Here is a 17,189-nt window from a genome sequence, read left to right as displayed (position 1 = left end):
ACCTTTCCGTCATCAATCTGTTAGTAAGCTATAAATCATCGGGATGAGAGCGCAAAACAAAAATAGATTCTGGCTATGGGTAGCAGGCATTTTAGGCGGATTAATTTTAATCTTGTCTTTTGCGGCAATGTTCATCAGCGCACGATGGAAACCCATTTTAACCGAGAAAATAAAGGCTGCTGTTTACGATGGCTCACACCATCTTTATAGAATAGATTTTAAAAGTATTAATCTAAATGTGGTTACAGGAAGCCTCGCCCTCCGCGATGTTACGCTAATGCCTGATACATTAGTTTTCGATAGCTTAAAAAAACAGCGGCTTGCACCTGTACATACTTTTGAGCTTAAATTAAAGAAACTGCAGATTAGCCGCGTTGGGATTTTAACTGCTTACTTTAAAAAACGTGTCGATGTCAAGGAAATCCGGCTGGATAAGCCATCAATTAACATGATTTTTAATAATGTACCTAAAGAAAGAGATACCGTAAAGCCGGAGAAAACACTATACGAGCAAATCTCGAAAAGCTTTAAATCTATAGAGGTTCAATCGGTAAAAATTGTTGATGCAGATTTTGACTACATCAATAAAAGTGGGCCTAAGAAAACGAAAAACTCAATTAAACACCTGGATATCACCGTAAAAAACTTTTTACTCGATTCGCTTTCAGGAAAAGATACCACCCGCTTTTATTATACTAAAGACATCTCATTTCAGCTTGCTGGTTACAAATCGACAACAAAAGATAAAATGTATTTAATGAAAGTTGACACCATTGCAGGTTCTTCGGCTTCAAAAAAAATTACTGTTAAAGGCTTAAAACTTACGCCACTGTACCCAGAATTAACCTTTGCAAGAAAATATAAAACCCAGAAAGACCAGTACAATTTGGCTTTCGATAAGATTGAATTTAATGGTGTTGACTTTGTTGGCTTAAACAAATATGAAAAACTTCATGCAAAATCACTTAAAATTGGGCCGGCAAAAGTTGAAGTCTTTATGAGTCGCGAATCGGCTCCACCTGCAGGTTTCGACAAAGGTCGAAATTATCCGCATTTGGCTTTGAGAAGATTAAACATCCCGACGATTATTGATACCGTCAGGTTAAAAAATGTTGATTTAAAATACTCGGAATACAACCCTGCGAGTAAAAAAACCGGCGCTGTAGAATTTAAATCGTTAACCGGAAATATACTTAATGTTACAAACGACAGTTTGCGACTTGCCAAAAACAGCAACGCTAAGGCGGATTTTAATTCACTTTTAATGGGTAGCGGAAAACTCAACGTTAAAATCGATTTTAATTTAACCGATAAAAACGGTGCATTCTCTTACAGTGGGAGCTTAGGAAAATTTGATCTTAGAAACTTAAATTCACTCTCAAAAAATCTTGGTCTTGTCGAAATTGTAAGTGGAAACGTACAACATATCGATTTTAAGGCAAACGGAAATTTACGCACGGCGTCAGGTTCTTTAAATATGCTGTACAGCAACCTGAAAGTACAATTGCTCTCAGATAATATTGACGGGGAAGGAACTAAACAAAAAGGTCTTTTGTCTTTCCTGGCAAACACGATATTGATTAAAGACGAAAATCCTAAAAAGGGTGAGGCACCGAGAACCGCCACAATGAATAACACCAGAATTAACTCAGCATCGTTTTTTAACCTGATGTGGAAAACAGTTTTTGTTGGTATAAAGGATATAGTGGGCGTTGGTATTGTACCAGAAAAAAATCCGGTGAAACAACAAAAAGTAATCGCTAAAAAGATAAGGGAACAAAAACGTGAAGACAGGCGGGAGGCAAGAAAAGCGAAACGAGCGAAAAACTGATCGTACATTTTAAACAAATGCGTTTTAAATGTATATTGCTGCTAAAAACCAGCCCTTTGTTTAAATGCCCGATACAAAAAAGCGACGTTATAAAATCTTAAAGTGGACTACAGGTATCTTAGTAAGTCTTTTTTTAATACTTGGAGGGATTGCCTGGCTGTTGAACGTAAAATCACGTCCGATATTAACCGATAGAATTAAAACGCTTTTATACAAATCTACAGACAGTTTATATACCATCAGCTTTACAAAAGTTTCTACGAACATTTTAACGGGTAGTGCTACCTTACAAAATGTAAAAATCTCGGCAGATACCAACCGGTATAAGAAACTGGTTTCGTTAAAAAGAGCACCAAACAATCTCTATACCGTTACTTTGAAAAAACTGGTGGTTAAAAATTTCCACCCGCTAACGCTGTACAGGGAGAAGAAACTTCAAATCGGGGAAATTTTATTCGACAAACCAGAGGTATACATGGTAAACCGCCAGTTGGATTTTAACGAAAACCGGGCTCCAAGACCGATCCAATCGCCTTACACCTTCATATCAAAAAGCCTGAAGGAATTTAGCATCAAAAAAATCCTTTTTAGAGATGCGAGTTTCAACTATGTTAACAAAAACGTTAACCAGTTTAAAGTATTTTCGATAGATGATTTAAACATAACCCTTGTTGATTTACTTGTAGACTCCACATCCTGGGAAGATTCTTCAAGATTGTACCTGCTGAAAGATGTTCTAATCAACCTTAAAAATTACAGCTACAAAACGCCTGATAGCATGTATAACATTAAGCTCGACCAGCTTGATTTTAAGGCTTCGACAGGACTTTTAAATGTTAGCAAATTTGCTTTGGAGCCTCGCTACGATGAGATGAAGTTCGGGGAAGTTGCCGGTTTTGCCAGAGACAGGTTTAACATTGCGATGAATAACATTTCGCTTAAAGGCATAAATTTGCCGCTCTACATCTCCAAACAGGAATTGCGTGCTAAAGAAATGGCTATAGCAAATGGCTTTGTAGCCGTTTTCAATAATAACAGCTTGCCAAAAAAGGAAAAGGAAAACAGAATTGGAAAATATCCCCACCAGCTTTTACAAAAACTTGGTGCGCCGATTTTAATCGATAAAATTCGCCTTAAAGACATCAATATAAATTATGCACTTTACAATAAAGAGAGTGAGCAAAGGGGAAAAATATCTTTTGAGCATACCTCGGGTACGGTAAGCAATGCCACAAATATTGAAAAAGTAAAAGCGACCAAGCCAGTAATGGAAGCCAATTTAACCACTTATTTAATGGGACAGGGGAAATTAGATGTCGATTTTAAATTTAATCTGGCCGCAAACACAGGCGACTTTTCTTACCGGGGCGAACTGCAGAATTTTAATGCAAGAGTGCTAAATCAGATCACAAAACCACTCGGCTTAGTTAGAATAAACAGAGGAAATGTAGACAAACTTCAATTCGACTTCAAAGCCGACGACTTTGGTTCTAAAGGAACAGTAAACTTCTCCTATTTCGACTTATCGGTGGCATTAATGAAAAACGACCCAACGAAAGACCATTTGGTAAAACGTGGCCTGATTTCTTTTTTGGCAAATGCTTTAATAATCAATTCTGAAAACCCTGGTCCAGATGGTAAATTCCTTTCTGCAAAAGTAAATTACGTTCGTCCGGAAAACACATCCTTTTTTAATATGATATGGAAAACACTTTTTATTGGCGTTAAATATAGTGTAGGTATAACGGAAGAAAAACAGACGGAAATAAAAGAACATATTGCCAAATTTAAAGCCATGCGTGATAGTCACAACCTGCGTAAAAAGAAAAGATTAGAGCGAAGGCAAAGGAAAGAGTTAAAAGAAAAAAAGGAACGGCGTTAGCTCAAACCTGTAACCTTTTAATATATTTATGTTCTAATTAAAAAAATCTTAATTTATGTTCGCACTTATCATAATCGGCGTATTATTAGTTATTGCCATTTTCTTTTACAATTCGCTTGTTGGCAAAAAGAACCAGGTCACAAATGCTTTTTCGGCGATAGACGTTATGCTTAAAAAGCGCTTCGATTTAATTCCAAACCTAGTAGAAGTTGTAAAACAGTATACAAATTATGAGCAGGCAACATTAAGCAAAATCGTAGAGCTTCGTTCAAAAGCTGTTTCAGGAAACATCAGCGATAGCGAAAAAGCTTCGATTGATGCCCAGTTAAGCGGCAGCATTAAAGGCTTGATGGTTAACGTTGAAAACTATCCGGATTTAAAAGCCAACACCAATTTCATAAATCTACAAAGTACCTGGACAGAAAGCGAGGAGCAAATTGCCGCTGCAAGAAGAACATACAATTCCGCTGTTACCGATTACAACAATGCTATAATGATGTTTCCGGGCAACATGTTTGCGGGTATTCTAAACTTTCAGCCAATGGTAGTTTTAACTACCGCTGAAGAGGAGCGAAAAAATGTTAGTGCCAAAGATCTTTTCAACAGTTAATGAATGATTGAAGGCAATATTGAGTTACAAACTGTACTTGCCAAATTAGAACTTAATAGGCAAAAAATTGCTGCGACACAAAAGAAAGGCTATTTGTTTATTGCTTTAGGCATCGCGGTGGTTATAGCTGGCTTTGTTATGGGCCTACCCGTACCAGCGGCTGTTGCTGGCCTGGCCAGTCTAATTTACGGTGGCGTTGTTTTGTATAAAATTTCTGATGAGTTAAAAGCATACAAAGAAGCCTTTAAGATAGAGGTAATTGGTGCCGCTTTAAGATCGCTTGATAAAAGCCTGACTATCGAACCCTATAAAGGTATTTTAGAGTATGAATTTGAAAATACTCAGCTATTTAACCAAACTGCTGATCGGTATAACACAGAAGATTTGGTAAGTGGAACAGCAGGCGCCACCGGATTTTACTTTGCGGAAATACATGCGGAGTATAAAACCGAAGTACAGACAAAAAACGGCACAAATACAGAGTGGCATGATATTTTTAAAGGCATAATGTTCGCGGCCGATTTTAACAAAAACTTTAAAGGCGTAACGATTTTACAACCAAAAGATTTATTCAGTACAATGGGTGCCTGGTTTTCTAAAAATCTTTTTTCTTTTAGCAATAAGGATGTTATCTCCCTGGAAAACACAGCGTTTAGCAAAACATTTATCACGCATTCTACAAATCAGGTAGAAGCTCGCTACATCCTTACGCCCGCGATGATGGAAAGAATTTTAAATTTGAACCATTACACTAAAAGCACCATCTCACTTTCGTTTATAAACAGCAAAATCTATATCGCTTTCCCGCTAAGCAGAAACTACTTCGAAGCTCCGGTGTTTAAAACGCTTAGCAATCCCGACCTTTTAAACGATGATGTTGCTGTGATTAAATTTATGTATGAGATAATTAGAGAACTGGATTTAAACACCCGAATCTGGGGGAAGACTTAACTCAGGTGTTTTCTAACAATATCTTCTAAGGCGGCAATATCAAATGGTTTCGACAAATAGCTATCTGCGCCGGCTTCATCAGCCAAAGCAGAAATATCATTATTTGCCGAAAAATATATTACCGGAATGTGTTTCAAATCAGGATGGTTTTTTATCGCCTTCGTAGCCTGAATACCGCCCAGATCTGGCAGCCAGTTATCCATAAAGATAAGATCAGGCATAAATTCAGCTACCTGGTTTTCTATATCATTTGCACTTTCAGAGGTCTTTATTTCGTAACCTGCATCTTCCAGAATGAAAGTACACAAATCCAAAATATCCCTGTTATCATCGAAAACAAATACTTTTTTTGTTTCAGCCATAAAATCTATCTCCCGAAGGCAATCAAATTATTATTTAACCAGTTTATTAATAAAAGCAGCCATATCACCGGCATCTAAAACCACAGCACTTCTAACCTCGTTAACTGCTTGCTGGGGCATATACGGAATTATCGCCGTTTTCGGATTCTGCACAACCACTAAGCCGCCAAGCTTTTTCACTGTTTTGAGCCCTTCAACGCCATCTGCATTAGAGCCTGAAAGCAAAATGCATACCAACCCATCTTTATAAACCTCAGCAGCCGATTGAAAAGTAACGTCTATTGATGGTCTGGAATAGTTTACTTTCTCCGAATAATCTAAAGAAATAGTTTCATTTTCTTCGATTAACAGATGATAATCTGCAGGTGCAATGTAGACATTTCCGGGTAAAAGCCGATCTTTTTCTTCGGCTTCGTTCACCTTTAAACGCGTTCGGCTGGTTAAAAGATCTGTTAAAAGTGCATCATTTCCAGATTTCCGATGGGTGACCAAAATAATCGGGAAACTCATGTTTTCGCTTAAAGATGGAAACAGCTCGAGCAATACATCCAGGCTTCCTGCCGAACCTCCAATAACCAAAGCCTTGCAATTGTTTCTTAAAGTTTCCGCCATATCTTTTCAGTCTTTACGCGTTTGTATTCCCTGGCTCTACTCCAAAAGTCCAGACTTTCTTTACTTCCCAAAGCCAGATAGCCCAGTTTTTCAAGGCTATTATCAAACAGCTGAAAAACCTTGTGTTGCAAATCTTTATCGAAGTAAATTAAAACGTTGCGGCACAAAATCAGTTGAAACTCGTTAAAAGAATGGTCTGAAACAAGATTATGCGTGGAGAAAATCATTTTGCTGTTTAATGATTCATCGAACTTTGCGAGCGAGTAGTTTGCAGTATAGTATGATGAAAAATCTTTAGTACCACCAGATTGAACATAATTTTCCGAATAAGCCTTAATGTAATTTAAAGGAAACATTCCTTTTTTTGCCTTTTCTAAAACGGAAGGATTAATATCAGTTGCATAAATAAGCGATTTCTGCAAGAGATTGAGTTCTTTTAAAACGATGGCTAAGGAATAAGCTTCTTCACCAGTAGAACAGCCGGCAACCCATATTCTTATAAACGGATAGGTGCCCAAAACAGGCAAAACGTCATTTCTTAATGCCCTGTAAAACCCGGGATCGCGAAACATTTCGGTAACGTTAACCGTAATTTCTTCTAAAAATCTTTTGAAATATTGTTTATCTGTTTTAACGGTATACCTAAATTCCGCAAAACTAACAAAGTTATCGAGCGCATATAAACGAATAATCCGCCTTTTTATAGATGCATGCGAATATTCAAGAAAATCGTAACCATGTGCTTCCAACACATCGCTAAGCAGCATTTCTATCTGTTCATTATCTATAGCTTCGCTAATCACTTTTATTTTGTAACTTCTTGTATTTGAAACATTAATTCATCAACATTAATTGGCTTAGACACATACCCAGATGCTCCAGCGGTTAGGCAACGTTCTTTGTCGCCAACCATGGCCTGTGCTGTAACGGCCAGAACGGGGATATCACGCATTTTCTCCGATTTTTTCATCGTTGCTATTGCCTGATAGCCATCCATATCGGGCATCATCATATCCATTAAAACAACAGATATTTTTTCGTTTTCGGCAATAATATCAAATCCTTCCTGTGCGCTCGGAGCTGAAAGTGTTCCAAATCCTTTGGCTCTTAGAACAGCTTTAAGGGCAAAAATGTTTCGATTATCATCGTCGATAATGAGAATTAACTTTTGGGGCATACTATTTAAAAAGGGATTAAGATTTATGGTGATTTTCGTAAAGCCAGACACGCAAAAGCGAAACCAGCTGGTCCATGTCTACAGGTTTGCTTATGTAATCGGAGGCGCCGGCAGCAATGCATTTTTCCCTGTCGCCCATCATCGCCTTCGCAGTAACGGCCAGGATTGGCAAATTCCGGTATTTAAAATTCTGCCTGATGGCGGTGGTTGTTTCATAGCCATCAAGTTCCGGCATCATCATATCCATTAAAACAACGTCAACGGTAGGGTTTTCCTCTAAGAGTTTTAACGCTTCTTTACCATCTGTAGCAGCCAAAACCTTCATTTGGTGCTGCTCGAGCATTTTTGTTAAAGAAAAAATATTCCTAACATCATCATCCGCAACCAGTACAGTTTTACCTTTTAAAACATCCTGTAACTCAGAGAATTTTTTAGGCGTTTTTGCTTTCCCTTTACTTTTTTCTTCTACAAGGTGAAGGAATAAACCTGCCTCATCTAAAATGCGCTGGTAAGAGTGGGCTGTTTTAACAACGATAGAATCTGCATATTGTTTAATTCTGTTTTCCTCCCCTTTCGATAGGTTTTTGCCGGTGAAGATGATAATCGGCAGGTTTTCCAGACCTGGTGTTTTTTTAACAACTTCCAGCGTTTCATAGGCGTGCTTATCCGGAATACCCATGTCTAAAATAACGCAGTTAACATCTGATTTATGCAGCGCAGAAACACTATCGCCAACCTGGTTTACGATTTCGGTTTGAATATTAAAATTGCTCAAGAAATAACTTAAAGCCTTTGCATGTTGCTCGTTTTCTTCTACAATTAAAACTTTTTTAGGATGGCGGCTCAACGCATGCTCCAGCTTTTGGAAAATCTCCTGCATATGTTCGAATGCAAAAGGCTTATTGATAAAATCGACAGCGCCTTTTAATAAACTTTCTTTTTTTACCTGCAATGAGGACATAATGTGAACAGGAATAGGACGCGTTGCCGGATCAGATTTAAGTTCTTCCATAACCTGCCAGCCATCTTTTACAGGTAGTTGAATATCCAACAGGATGGCAAGCGGTTTATAAGCCTTGGCCATCTCGATACCAACATCTCCACGAACGGCAACCAGACCTTTATAATCCCTTTTCCGCGTAAAATCCAACAATGTCTTAGCAAATGGAGTGTCGTCTTCCACAATTAATATCACTTTATCATCCAGCAGGATATTGTCTCTATCATCTTCAATATCTTGAGGAATGTTAGTAACCGTTAAGTTAGTTACTCTGCTAGTCGGAGTTTCCATTGCAGCAGCAGGCTTTTCAGTTGTTTCTTTAACATCGTGCAAACCCTTATTTTTATCTAAAGGAAGCGTTAAAGTGAATACACTGCCTTCGTCCTCTTTGCTTTCCAAATTGATGTATCCACCCAGAAGTTTAGCCAGTTCTCTGCTAATCGAAAGCCCCAAACCTGTGCCGCCAAACTTGCGCCTGGTTGAACCATCAGCTTGCTGAAACGCTTCAAATACCAGCGCTTGTTTCTCCTCTGCTATGCCTATACCCGTATCCGTAACACTGAAAACAAGTGCGTTTAACGCTTCGTCTTTTTTAACATCAAGCGTAACAGCGCCTTCAGTTGTAAATTTGATCGCGTTTGAAAGAAGGTTTTTAAGAATCTGCTCTAAGCGCATTTTATCTGTGTGCAAAAACTCGGGCACGTCATCAAATTTGTTAATGGCAAACTTTAGCGTTTTTTCATTGGCCAAAGGGTTAAACAGCGACCTCATATTGTTTACCACATCATCAACTCTGATATTCGCCCTGTCGAGTTCCATTTTACCGGCCTCGATTTTCGATAAATCAAGAATTTCATCGATAAGGCTTAGCAGGCCTTGTCCTGAGCTTTGAATTACCTCCGCATATTCCTGGTGTTCGCGGTCCATATCTTCATTTTCGGCCATTAAACGCGATAGCAACAAAATTGAATTTAATGGTGTACGCAACTCGTGCGACATATTTGCAAGGAATTCAGACTTGTATCTTGTACTAAGTTCTAAAGCCTCTGCTTTTTGCTGAATTTCTGCATTCCGTTCTTCAATAAGCTCATTTTTTTCTTCCAGCAAACTGCTCCGCTCTTCAAGTTCCTGATTACTTTGAAGTAGTTCTTCCTGCTGAACACGAAGTTCTTCTTCTGATGCCTGCAGCTTCTGTGCCTGAGCTTCCAATTCCGCATTCATGCCTTCAAGCTCGTTATGCTGAACCTGCAATTCTTCAGATTGTGCTTGCGTTTCTTCCAGCAGAAGTTGTAATTTCTGCCTGTTTTGCGCACCTAACAATGCGGTACCCACATCAGACAGCACAAGGTTTAAAAAGTGCAGTTGCAAATCACTAAAGGCACCAACATTTCCGAGTTCCACGGCACCAATTGTAATGCTGTTTCTTATAATTGGAAGAACCAGGAGCTGCGCTGGCTTAATGTTCCCGGTGGCATAACTGATGGTTAATTCGCCCTGCGGAACATCTTCGAGTAGTATGGATTTACCAGAGCGTACCGCCTGACCGATGAGGCCTTCGCCAACCTCTAAAACAGGTGCCAGATTTTGCCCTTTTAATGCGTACTGGCCTTTAAGGTGTAAATAACCGTCATCTTTAAATAAATAAATGGCACCGACCTGGCTTTTTGTGTAAGCACACAAAAATTCGATGATGTCATCAGCAAGGTGAAAAACATCTTTTTCGCCAACCATTTTAACGTTTAAGTTAGCAACGCCGGTTTGCAGCCATTCGTTTTCGGCTAAGGTATCAAAAGATTTTTTTAACGATTGCGACATGGAATTTAGCGAGCCTGATAGCTCTCCAATATCATCTTGCGCTTGATTATCGAGGTTTACGCCATAGTTACCCATCGAAATCTGGCGTGCAATTTCTTTGATGGCAACGATACGTTTTTCCATCTCATATTTTTTATCTTCGATTTCTTTTTGAAGCTTAACGCGTTCATCAAAATCTACTGATACTTTTCTATAAAAGAATAAAGTGATGAGTATTGCTAAAACCGCTGCAATTAAAATCAGAATTGGTGTGTACGAAGTAAGTTTATTTAACTCTACCGTTCTGGCTTCTAACAAACGTTTTTCTTCATTCACCATTCTATGAACCACTGCCCTGGCCTGGTCCATATACACTTTACCCTGAAACAAAACAGTTGGATCTACTTGTCCGCCCAATGATTTTATTTCGATCGTAGATTTGATAATATCCAGCCTGCGAACCATAATGTCTTTTAGTTCGGCGATGCTTTTTTGCTGTGCAGGATTATCTTTGGTATGCTCGGCAATCTTGTTTAGTGCGGCAAGCGCTGTATCAGTTGCGCCATTATAAGGTGCAAGAAAAATTTTATTGCCAGTTAAAAGGTAGCCCCGTTGACCGGTTTCAGCGTCTTTTAAAGTCGATATTACACCTTCAACATTTAAAATTACTTCATCACTGTGTTTAACCAGCTCAGTACTTTTAATTAAATTACCTATGCTAACATATGATGCCAGAGAGCTGATAAACAGAATAATAAGCGATAGGCCGAGACCCAATCGTAAATTATTTTTAAGCGTTGTTTCCATTAAAATATAAGGGTTGTTATTGCTGTAATAGGTTGAGGCTAACTTTTATTTTGTGCTATCAGGTATTGTTTCCTGAGATTTTGATATCGTTTCTTCATCGATTGGAATAATGAAATAAAACTCAGAACCTTCATCCGGTACGCTGTTTACACCAACTTTACCACCATGGCGGTTAATAATTTCCGAACAGATGTACAGGCCGATGCCCAGGCCATTAAATCGGTTGCTGTTTTCTTCTACGCGGTAAAATTTATCAAATATTTTGTGTTGCTGCTCCTTCGGAATTCCGATTCCGAAATCCTTAACGGCCAGGTAAAGCTTGCCATCTTTGATGTTTATGGTAATATTTACCTGATTTGTGCCAGGGGCATATTTTATAGCGTTGCTGATAAAGTTTATTACAACCTGCTCCAACCTCATCTCATCACCATAAATCATTTCTTCAGTTTTGCCAAGCTTATTTATGATAAAACCGGGGTTCGATTGTTGCATCATTTCTATGGCATTTGTTACCATATTATCTGCACAGAAATGTTTCATGTTAAATTTGAGCTTGCCGCTTTCTATTTTGGAAATGTCGAGCAAATCAACAATAAGTTCATTGAGTTTTTCCAGCTGAATGCTGGCCTTATCGAGGTGACTTTGAGCAAGCGACTTGTCATCTTTATTAAGACTACGTTGCAGCAGTTGCATATAACCCTTAACACTGGTTAGTGGCGTTTTTAACTCGTGGCTGGCAATGCTGATAAATTCATCCTTTTTATTTTCCGCCTGTTTGCGAAATTCAATCTCTTCTAAAAGCTTCTCCTGCATTTCGCTCAATTTTCTGTTTTGCTCATAAATGCGATAAAAGGTTTTTATCTTAAGCAATAAGATATTGATGTCGACTGGTTTGGTTATATAATCCAGGCCACCGCTTTCGTAGCCTTTAGTTATGAACCGAAGCTCCGTATTTACGGCAGAAAGAAAGATGATTGCGGTATCTTTTGCCTTACTAAAGCCCGAAATTGCTTCAGCAACCTCAAAGCCATCCATTTCAGGCATTTGAACATCCAGTATAATCAGGACGTAATTATTTTTGAGAACTTTTTTAAGTGCTTCTTCTCCAGAAGGCGCTGTATCAACTTCAAAATTATGAGCCTGCAGTACTTTCTGTAGAGATATTAGGTTTTCAGGCCTGTCATCAACAATAAGGATCATCTTTTATAAAACATTAAGGAAGCCTGTTTAAATCTGTTTGGTTTATGGGAAAACCCCTGTAACTGTAAACAAACAGCGTTGTTTTTAAAATGTTTTAAAATTTCTATCTTTTATAACTCATTTGAATTGAAGGTGTCGCCTTTGGTCATGTCTCCTGTTTGGAAGCCTTTTTTAAACCAGTACATGCGTTGTTGAGAGCTTCCATGTGTAAAAGAATCGGGTGTAACTTCGCCCGTAGCCTGCTTTTGCAATTTATCATCGCCAATGGCATTTGCGGCAGTTAAAGCTTCCTCAATATCACCCTCATCTAATTTAAAATCTTTAAGGTTTTGCGCATTGTGCGCCCATAAACCCGCAAAAAAATCGGCTTGCAGTTCGAGTTTAACTGATAAACGATTGTATTCTTTTTCGCTAACCCGGCCACGGGCTTCCTGCAATTTATCTGAAATACCTAAGAGATTCTGCACATGATGACCAACTTCATGCGCAATAACATAAGCCTGTGCAAAATCGCCGGCAGCACCAAAACGATTTTTTAATTCATCGTAGAAAGTTAAATCAATGTACACTTTATGGTCGCCAGGGCAATAAAATGGGCCAACCGCAGCGCTCGCGCTTCCACATGCTGTTTGTACACCATCACTAAAGAGCACCATTTTTGGGTGCTCATAGGTTTTGCCCATAGCTTCAAATTCCTTATCCCAAACTTGTTCTGTTGATTCTAAAACTCCGGATACGAACTGTGCCTGAGCATCGTTTGCAGGAACACCTTGTTTTACCTCGGTGGTGCCGCCTTGCGGCAGCTGACTAACAACGCCGGTTAAATCTTTACCAAAGATTAAACCTAAAACAACTATTATTATGCCAATGCCGCCGCCTAAGGCCGTTTTACCGCCACCGCCACCTCTGCCGTCTTCAACATTGTTACTTCCTTTACCAAACCACTGCATAGCTTATATTTTTTCTTGTTAAACCAATATTGATTGAAATTGTTATACTAAAGTATAAATTTTTTTTCTTGATTAACTGCTTGGATATTCTTTTAAAGAATAAAAAAAGCCTGAAATTTAAGGTTTTCAGGCTTTCAGCTTTATGTATTGTTTAAGTTTTAACTGTTAAATACCGCGATAGCCTTTGCAATTCTTGATTGAGTTTCTGCTGCACCAAGTAAAATCGCAATATCAAAAACACCAGGACCAAATTTACCACCAACAAGCATAATACGAAAAGGCAGCATCAGTTCTCCGGGTTTAAAACCTTTAGCTTCGGCCAGCGTTTTAAAATTCGCTTCGGCATCTATTACATTAGTTAAATTAATATTTTCGGCATATGCTTCAAAGAAAGCTGCCTTTTCATTCGTCCATTTTGGTTTTACAGACGCAGAATCGTATTCTGCAGGCGCAGCAAAAAAATAACCGCTCTGCGCAACGAAATCCGGCAAAAGCGTGCAACGGTCTTTTATCAGTTCGATTACTGTGTTAAGAAAGGTTTCATCGTTAACTTCAATTCCAGCTTTTAATAATTCGTTTTTAACGGGCTTTTGCAACGTTTCTGCGGTAGATTGTTTAATCCACTCATGGTTATACCACTTTGCTTTTTCAAAATCGAACTTTGCTCCGGCTTTACTTATGCGCTCGATGGCAAATTTAGCTTCGAGTTCGGCAAGGGTAAAAATTTCCTGCTCGCTACCGTCATTCCAACCCAAAAGTGCAAGCATATTAATAAACGCTTCCGGCATAAAGCCCAGCTCCTTAAATCCTTTCGTCAAATCGCCGGTTTTAGGGTCTGTCCAGTTCATTGCATAAACCGGAAACCCTAAACGATCTCCATCCCGTTTGCTTAATTTCCCATGGCCGTCGGGTTTTAGTATTAGCGGCAAATGTGCCCATGCAGGCATATCAGCTTCCCATCCCAAATACTTCCAAAGTAAGATGTGAACAGGCGCCGAGGGCAACCACTCTTCACCACGAAAAGCATGCGAAATTTCCATCGCCTTATCATCAACCACAACAGCCAAATGATAAGTTGGCATTCCGTCTGCCTTTAATAGAACTTTATCGTCAACAATGGCTGTTTCAAAACTTACATCGCCACGAATCAAATCATTAAAATGGACAATTTCATCTTCCGGAACTTTAATTCTGATTACATGAGGCGTTTTGGCTGCCAGTAGTTCTTCAACTTCACTAATTGTTAATGTTAAGGAGTTTCGCATTTGCATACGAGTCGCCTGGCCGTACTGAAAGTTTGGAATCTCTTTACGTTTAGCATCTAACTCTTCTGGCGTATCGAAAGCATAATAAGCGTAACCATCGCTAATTAACTGTTCTGCAAATTTTCGGTAGCTAGGTTTACGTTCACTTTGGCGGTACGGGCCATAGTTACCAGGCTTCGCCGGACTCTCATCCGGCGTGATGCCGCACCAATCTAAGCAATTAACAATATAAGCTTCAGCACCCTCTACAAAGCGGTTTTGGTCGGTATCCTCAACACGTAAAACAAATGTGCCGTTGTGTTTTCTGGCAAATAAATAATTAAATAAGGCCGTGCGAACACCACCTAAATGCAAGCCGCCGGTTGGGCTTGGCGCAAATCTTACTCTAACTTTTTTATTCATGATTGATTTGTTGAGCGGAAAACGTTAGTTGCCAAACGGTTAAAAAGCGCAGGCAATAACGCAAATCGCAAGACAAGGCAAAGATAGGTTTTTCATTCATTTATCTGGTTTTGATATCCAATGAAGCGGTTAAGATTCAAGAATTATTGCTTTTGGCTTTTTATAAAAGCATAATGGTTTGATGTTTTTTTCGTTTTGTTATTGTAATTTGGCTACCCAAAGCATGAATCCATACGAAAAGAAACGCCGCTGGAAGTTCTTCCTTCTCATTTTTGCCATCTTAATAGGCATTGCATCAGTATTTTACACCGATTCTTTCGTTAAAAAAATGGAACGTGAGGAGGCAAACCAATTTCAGCTTTGGGTTAAGGTGCAGGAACGTTCTATGCTTTTGATGGACAATGATTTGCTAGTTGGTTTGGTTGAAACGGTACGACAGAATACTAAGATGCCCGTAATTTTAACTAATAAAGAAGGTTTAATCATTTCATCTACGGGCTTAGACAGTACCAAGACCTGGTATCCGGATAATGAAAAACTGGTGTATGACAGTTTGTATTTTGTTAACCAGCTGGCTACAATGAAAATGCAGCATAAGCCTTCTACCATGAATGTTTTTGGCGATGAATTTAAAGCGTACTATAAAGATTCATTTATACTAACCCAGCTGCGTTATTTCCCATATATTCAAATGGGGGTTATTTTTCTGTTTCTTTTAACTGCCTATGCCGCATTTAGTTCTGCCAGGCGAGATGAGCAAGACCACGTTTGGGTGGGTTTAGCTAAAGAAACCGCACATCAACTTGGCACGCCAATATCTTCGCTTATGGCCTGGGTAGAACTCATGAAATCTAAATTTGATGCCGAAGATGACCCTTTGATTGCTGAAATGGAAAACGACATCAAACGATTGGAAATTATAACAGACAGGTTCTCGAAAATTGGTTCGAAACCGATACTCGAAGATCATGTTGTTTACCTGGTGATTAATAATTTTATTGATTATTTTAAGGTACGAACATCGGATAAAGTGAAGTTTACAATCACCGGCGATGAACAGGTTCGAGCCATGTTAAATGTTCCGCTTTTTGATTGGGTTACAGAAAATTTACTTAAAAATGCTGCCAATGCAATTGAAAATGAAGGTTCTATTTCGGTAAACATTATCGAGAATTTAGCTAAAGAACAAGTTTTTATAGACATTACAGATAGCGGAAAAGGAATCCCAAGATCGAAATTCGATGCCGTGTTTCAACCGGGTTACACCACAAGAAAACGTGGTTGGGGTTTAGGCTTGTCGCTAACAAAACGTATTGTTGAAAATTACCACAGCGGCGAAATCTTCGTTAAAGATTCAGAAATTGGGAAAGGCACAACATTTAGAATAATTTTAAAAAGCAGCTTAAAATATGAACCGACCACTGCCTAACGACTATCCCGCCTGGGGCGAAACCTATATTACCAAGGTTAATGGCGATATTATTGAAATCCTCGAAGAGCAGGTTTTCAGTATCCCCACATTGTTTGAATCTAATAAGGAGAAAGAAAACTTTGCTTATGCAGAAGGCAAATGGACGCTTAAAGAAATGCTTGGCCATATTATAGATTGCGAACGGATTTTCGTTTACCGGATGACCTGTTTCGCAAGAAACGAACCACAGCATTTGCCTGGGTTTGAGGAAGATGATTATGTTGCTAATGCCCGTTTCCACCAGCGCAACTATGAAGACATGATTGAGGAATTTGCAGCTTTACGCAAAGCGAATCTTTATTTTTTCAAAAGCCTGAATGAAGAAGAGTTAAGCAGAAAGGGTGTCGCTTCCAGCCGCGAAATATCTGTAAAAGCAATTTTATTTATCGCAGCCGGCCACATCATCCATCACGCTGGTGTACTAAAAGAACGTTACGATGTGGTTTAAAAACTTTTCAATTGATGATTTAAACAATCGCCCGAAGAATCATCTTGGTGGTTTACTCGATATTAGATTTACCGAAATTGGAGAAGATTTTGTAGTTGCAACCATGCCTGTTGATGAGCGAACCCACCAGCCGGCCGGGATTTTACATGGAGGCGCATCTGTAGTGTTAGCCGAAACGCTGGGGAGCATTGCATCTTATATGTGTATAGACCCAGAGAAATACGTTGCTGTTGGATTAGAAGTTAACGCCAACCACCTTCGACCTGTAAAAAGCGGCTTGGTGAAAGGCATTTGTAAGCCATTGCATGTTGGCGCAAAAACACAGGTTTGGGAAATCAAAATTTACGATGAACGCGGCAAAATGAATTGTATCAGTCGTTTAACCGTTGCCATCATAAACAAACCTCAATAAAATTTAAAACGCACT

At 39.0% G+C, this 17,189-nt stretch carries 15 protein-coding genes; 7 read left to right on the top strand and 8 right to left on the bottom strand.

Annotated elements, in window-relative coordinates; translation table 11 throughout:
* The first annotated feature begins 43 nt into the window (after positions 1-43).
* The 4 genes from ASG14_RS01315 to ASG14_RS01300 all read left to right on the top strand — a co-directional run bounded on the left by ASG14_RS01315 (position 44) and on the right by ASG14_RS01300 (position 5,274).
* Positions 44-1,831, top strand: coding sequence for a hypothetical protein (locus ASG14_RS01315; RefSeq protein WP_056869266.1), 1,788 nt, complete (start codon positions 44-46; stop codon positions 1,829-1,831).
* A gap of 64 nt (positions 1,832-1,895) precedes the next feature.
* A complete protein-coding gene (locus ASG14_RS01310; RefSeq protein WP_056869265.1) occupies positions 1,896-3,713 on the top strand; it encodes a hypothetical protein in 1,818 nt (605 codons plus the stop codon).
* A 55-nt stretch (positions 3,714-3,768) separates the two neighbouring features.
* Positions 3,769-4,323, top strand: coding sequence for a LemA family protein (locus ASG14_RS01305; protein WP_056869264.1), 555 nt, complete (start codon positions 3,769-3,771; stop codon positions 4,321-4,323).
* Positions 4,324-4,326: 3 nt separating this feature from the next.
* A complete protein-coding gene (locus ASG14_RS01300) occupies positions 4,327-5,274 on the top strand; it encodes a DUF3137 domain-containing protein (RefSeq protein ID WP_056869263.1) in 948 nt (315 codons plus the stop codon).
* Here the strand turns inward: ASG14_RS01300 and ASG14_RS01295 are convergent.
* From ASG14_RS01295 to gltX, 8 genes are all read right to left on the bottom strand, one after another.
* Entirely contained in the window at positions 5,271-5,636 is a 366-nt protein-coding gene (locus tag ASG14_RS01295; RefSeq protein ID WP_056869262.1) for a response regulator, read from the bottom strand. The two genes, ASG14_RS01300 and ASG14_RS01295, sit on opposite strands and share 4 nt — an antisense overlap.
* Positions 5,637-5,666: 30 nt before the next feature.
* A complete protein-coding gene (locus ASG14_RS01290; RefSeq protein ID WP_056869261.1) occupies positions 5,667-6,248 on the bottom strand; it encodes a chemotaxis protein CheB in 582 nt (193 codons plus the stop codon).
* On the bottom strand, positions 6,233-7,015 hold the full coding sequence (locus ASG14_RS01285; protein ID WP_056870190.1) for a protein-glutamate O-methyltransferase CheR: 783 nt from the start codon (positions 7,013-7,015) through the stop codon (positions 6,233-6,235). Before ASG14_RS01285 ends, ASG14_RS01290 begins: the two co-directional genes overlap by 16 nt.
* Before the next feature lie 38 nt (positions 7,016-7,053).
* On the bottom strand, positions 7,054-7,425 hold the full coding sequence (locus ASG14_RS01280) for a response regulator (protein WP_056869260.1): 372 nt from the start codon (positions 7,423-7,425) through the stop codon (positions 7,054-7,056).
* A 16-nt stretch (positions 7,426-7,441) separates the two neighbouring features.
* A complete protein-coding gene (locus tag ASG14_RS01275) occupies positions 7,442-11,026 on the bottom strand; it encodes a response regulator (protein WP_056869259.1) in 3,585 nt (1,194 codons plus the stop codon).
* Between the two features lie 45 nt (positions 11,027-11,071).
* Positions 11,072-12,226 (bottom strand): cell wall metabolism sensor histidine kinase WalK, encoded by a 1,155-nt coding sequence (locus ASG14_RS01270; protein ID WP_056869258.1) that lies wholly within the window; start codon positions 12,224-12,226, stop codon positions 11,072-11,074.
* Between the two features lie 110 nt (positions 12,227-12,336).
* Positions 12,337-13,176 (bottom strand): neutral zinc metallopeptidase, encoded by an 840-nt coding sequence (locus ASG14_RS01265; protein ID WP_056869257.1) that lies wholly within the window; start codon positions 13,174-13,176, stop codon positions 12,337-12,339.
* 158 nt (positions 13,177-13,334) lie between these two features.
* Positions 13,335-14,843 (bottom strand): glutamate--tRNA ligase, encoded by a 1,509-nt coding sequence (gltX, locus tag ASG14_RS01260; RefSeq protein WP_056869256.1) that lies wholly within the window; start codon positions 14,841-14,843, stop codon positions 13,335-13,337.
* Positions 14,844-15,066: 223 nt separating this feature from the next.
* On the opposite strand from gltX, the gene ASG14_RS01255 reads away from it, so the two are divergent.
* The 3 genes from ASG14_RS01255 to ASG14_RS01245 are packed head-to-tail and all read left to right on the top strand — an operon-like array spanning position 15,067 to position 17,174.
* Positions 15,067-16,272: a HAMP domain-containing sensor histidine kinase gene (locus tag ASG14_RS01255; protein ID WP_056869255.1), complete on the top strand. Its 1,206-nt coding sequence runs from the start codon at positions 15,067-15,069 to the stop codon at positions 16,270-16,272.
* Positions 16,253-16,762 carry a DinB family protein gene (locus ASG14_RS01250; RefSeq protein WP_056869254.1) on the top strand — a complete coding sequence of 170 codons (510 nt, stop codon included), beginning with the start codon at positions 16,253-16,255 and terminating at the stop codon, positions 16,760-16,762. The genes ASG14_RS01255 and ASG14_RS01250 overlap by 20 nt, the downstream gene beginning before the upstream one ends.
* A complete protein-coding gene (locus tag ASG14_RS01245; protein ID WP_056869253.1) occupies positions 16,752-17,174 on the top strand; it encodes a hotdog fold thioesterase in 423 nt (140 codons plus the stop codon). The genes ASG14_RS01250 and ASG14_RS01245 overlap by 11 nt, the downstream gene beginning before the upstream one ends.
* Positions 17,175-17,189: the final 15 nt, after the last annotated feature.

The organism is Pedobacter sp. Leaf194 (assembly GCF_001423945.1).
In the GTDB taxonomy this organism is placed as follows: domain Bacteria; phylum Bacteroidota; class Bacteroidia; order Sphingobacteriales; family Sphingobacteriaceae; genus Pedobacter.
The sequence above is the reverse complement of the archived record's forward strand: the minus strand, read 5'-3'. Positions and strand labels throughout refer to the sequence as shown.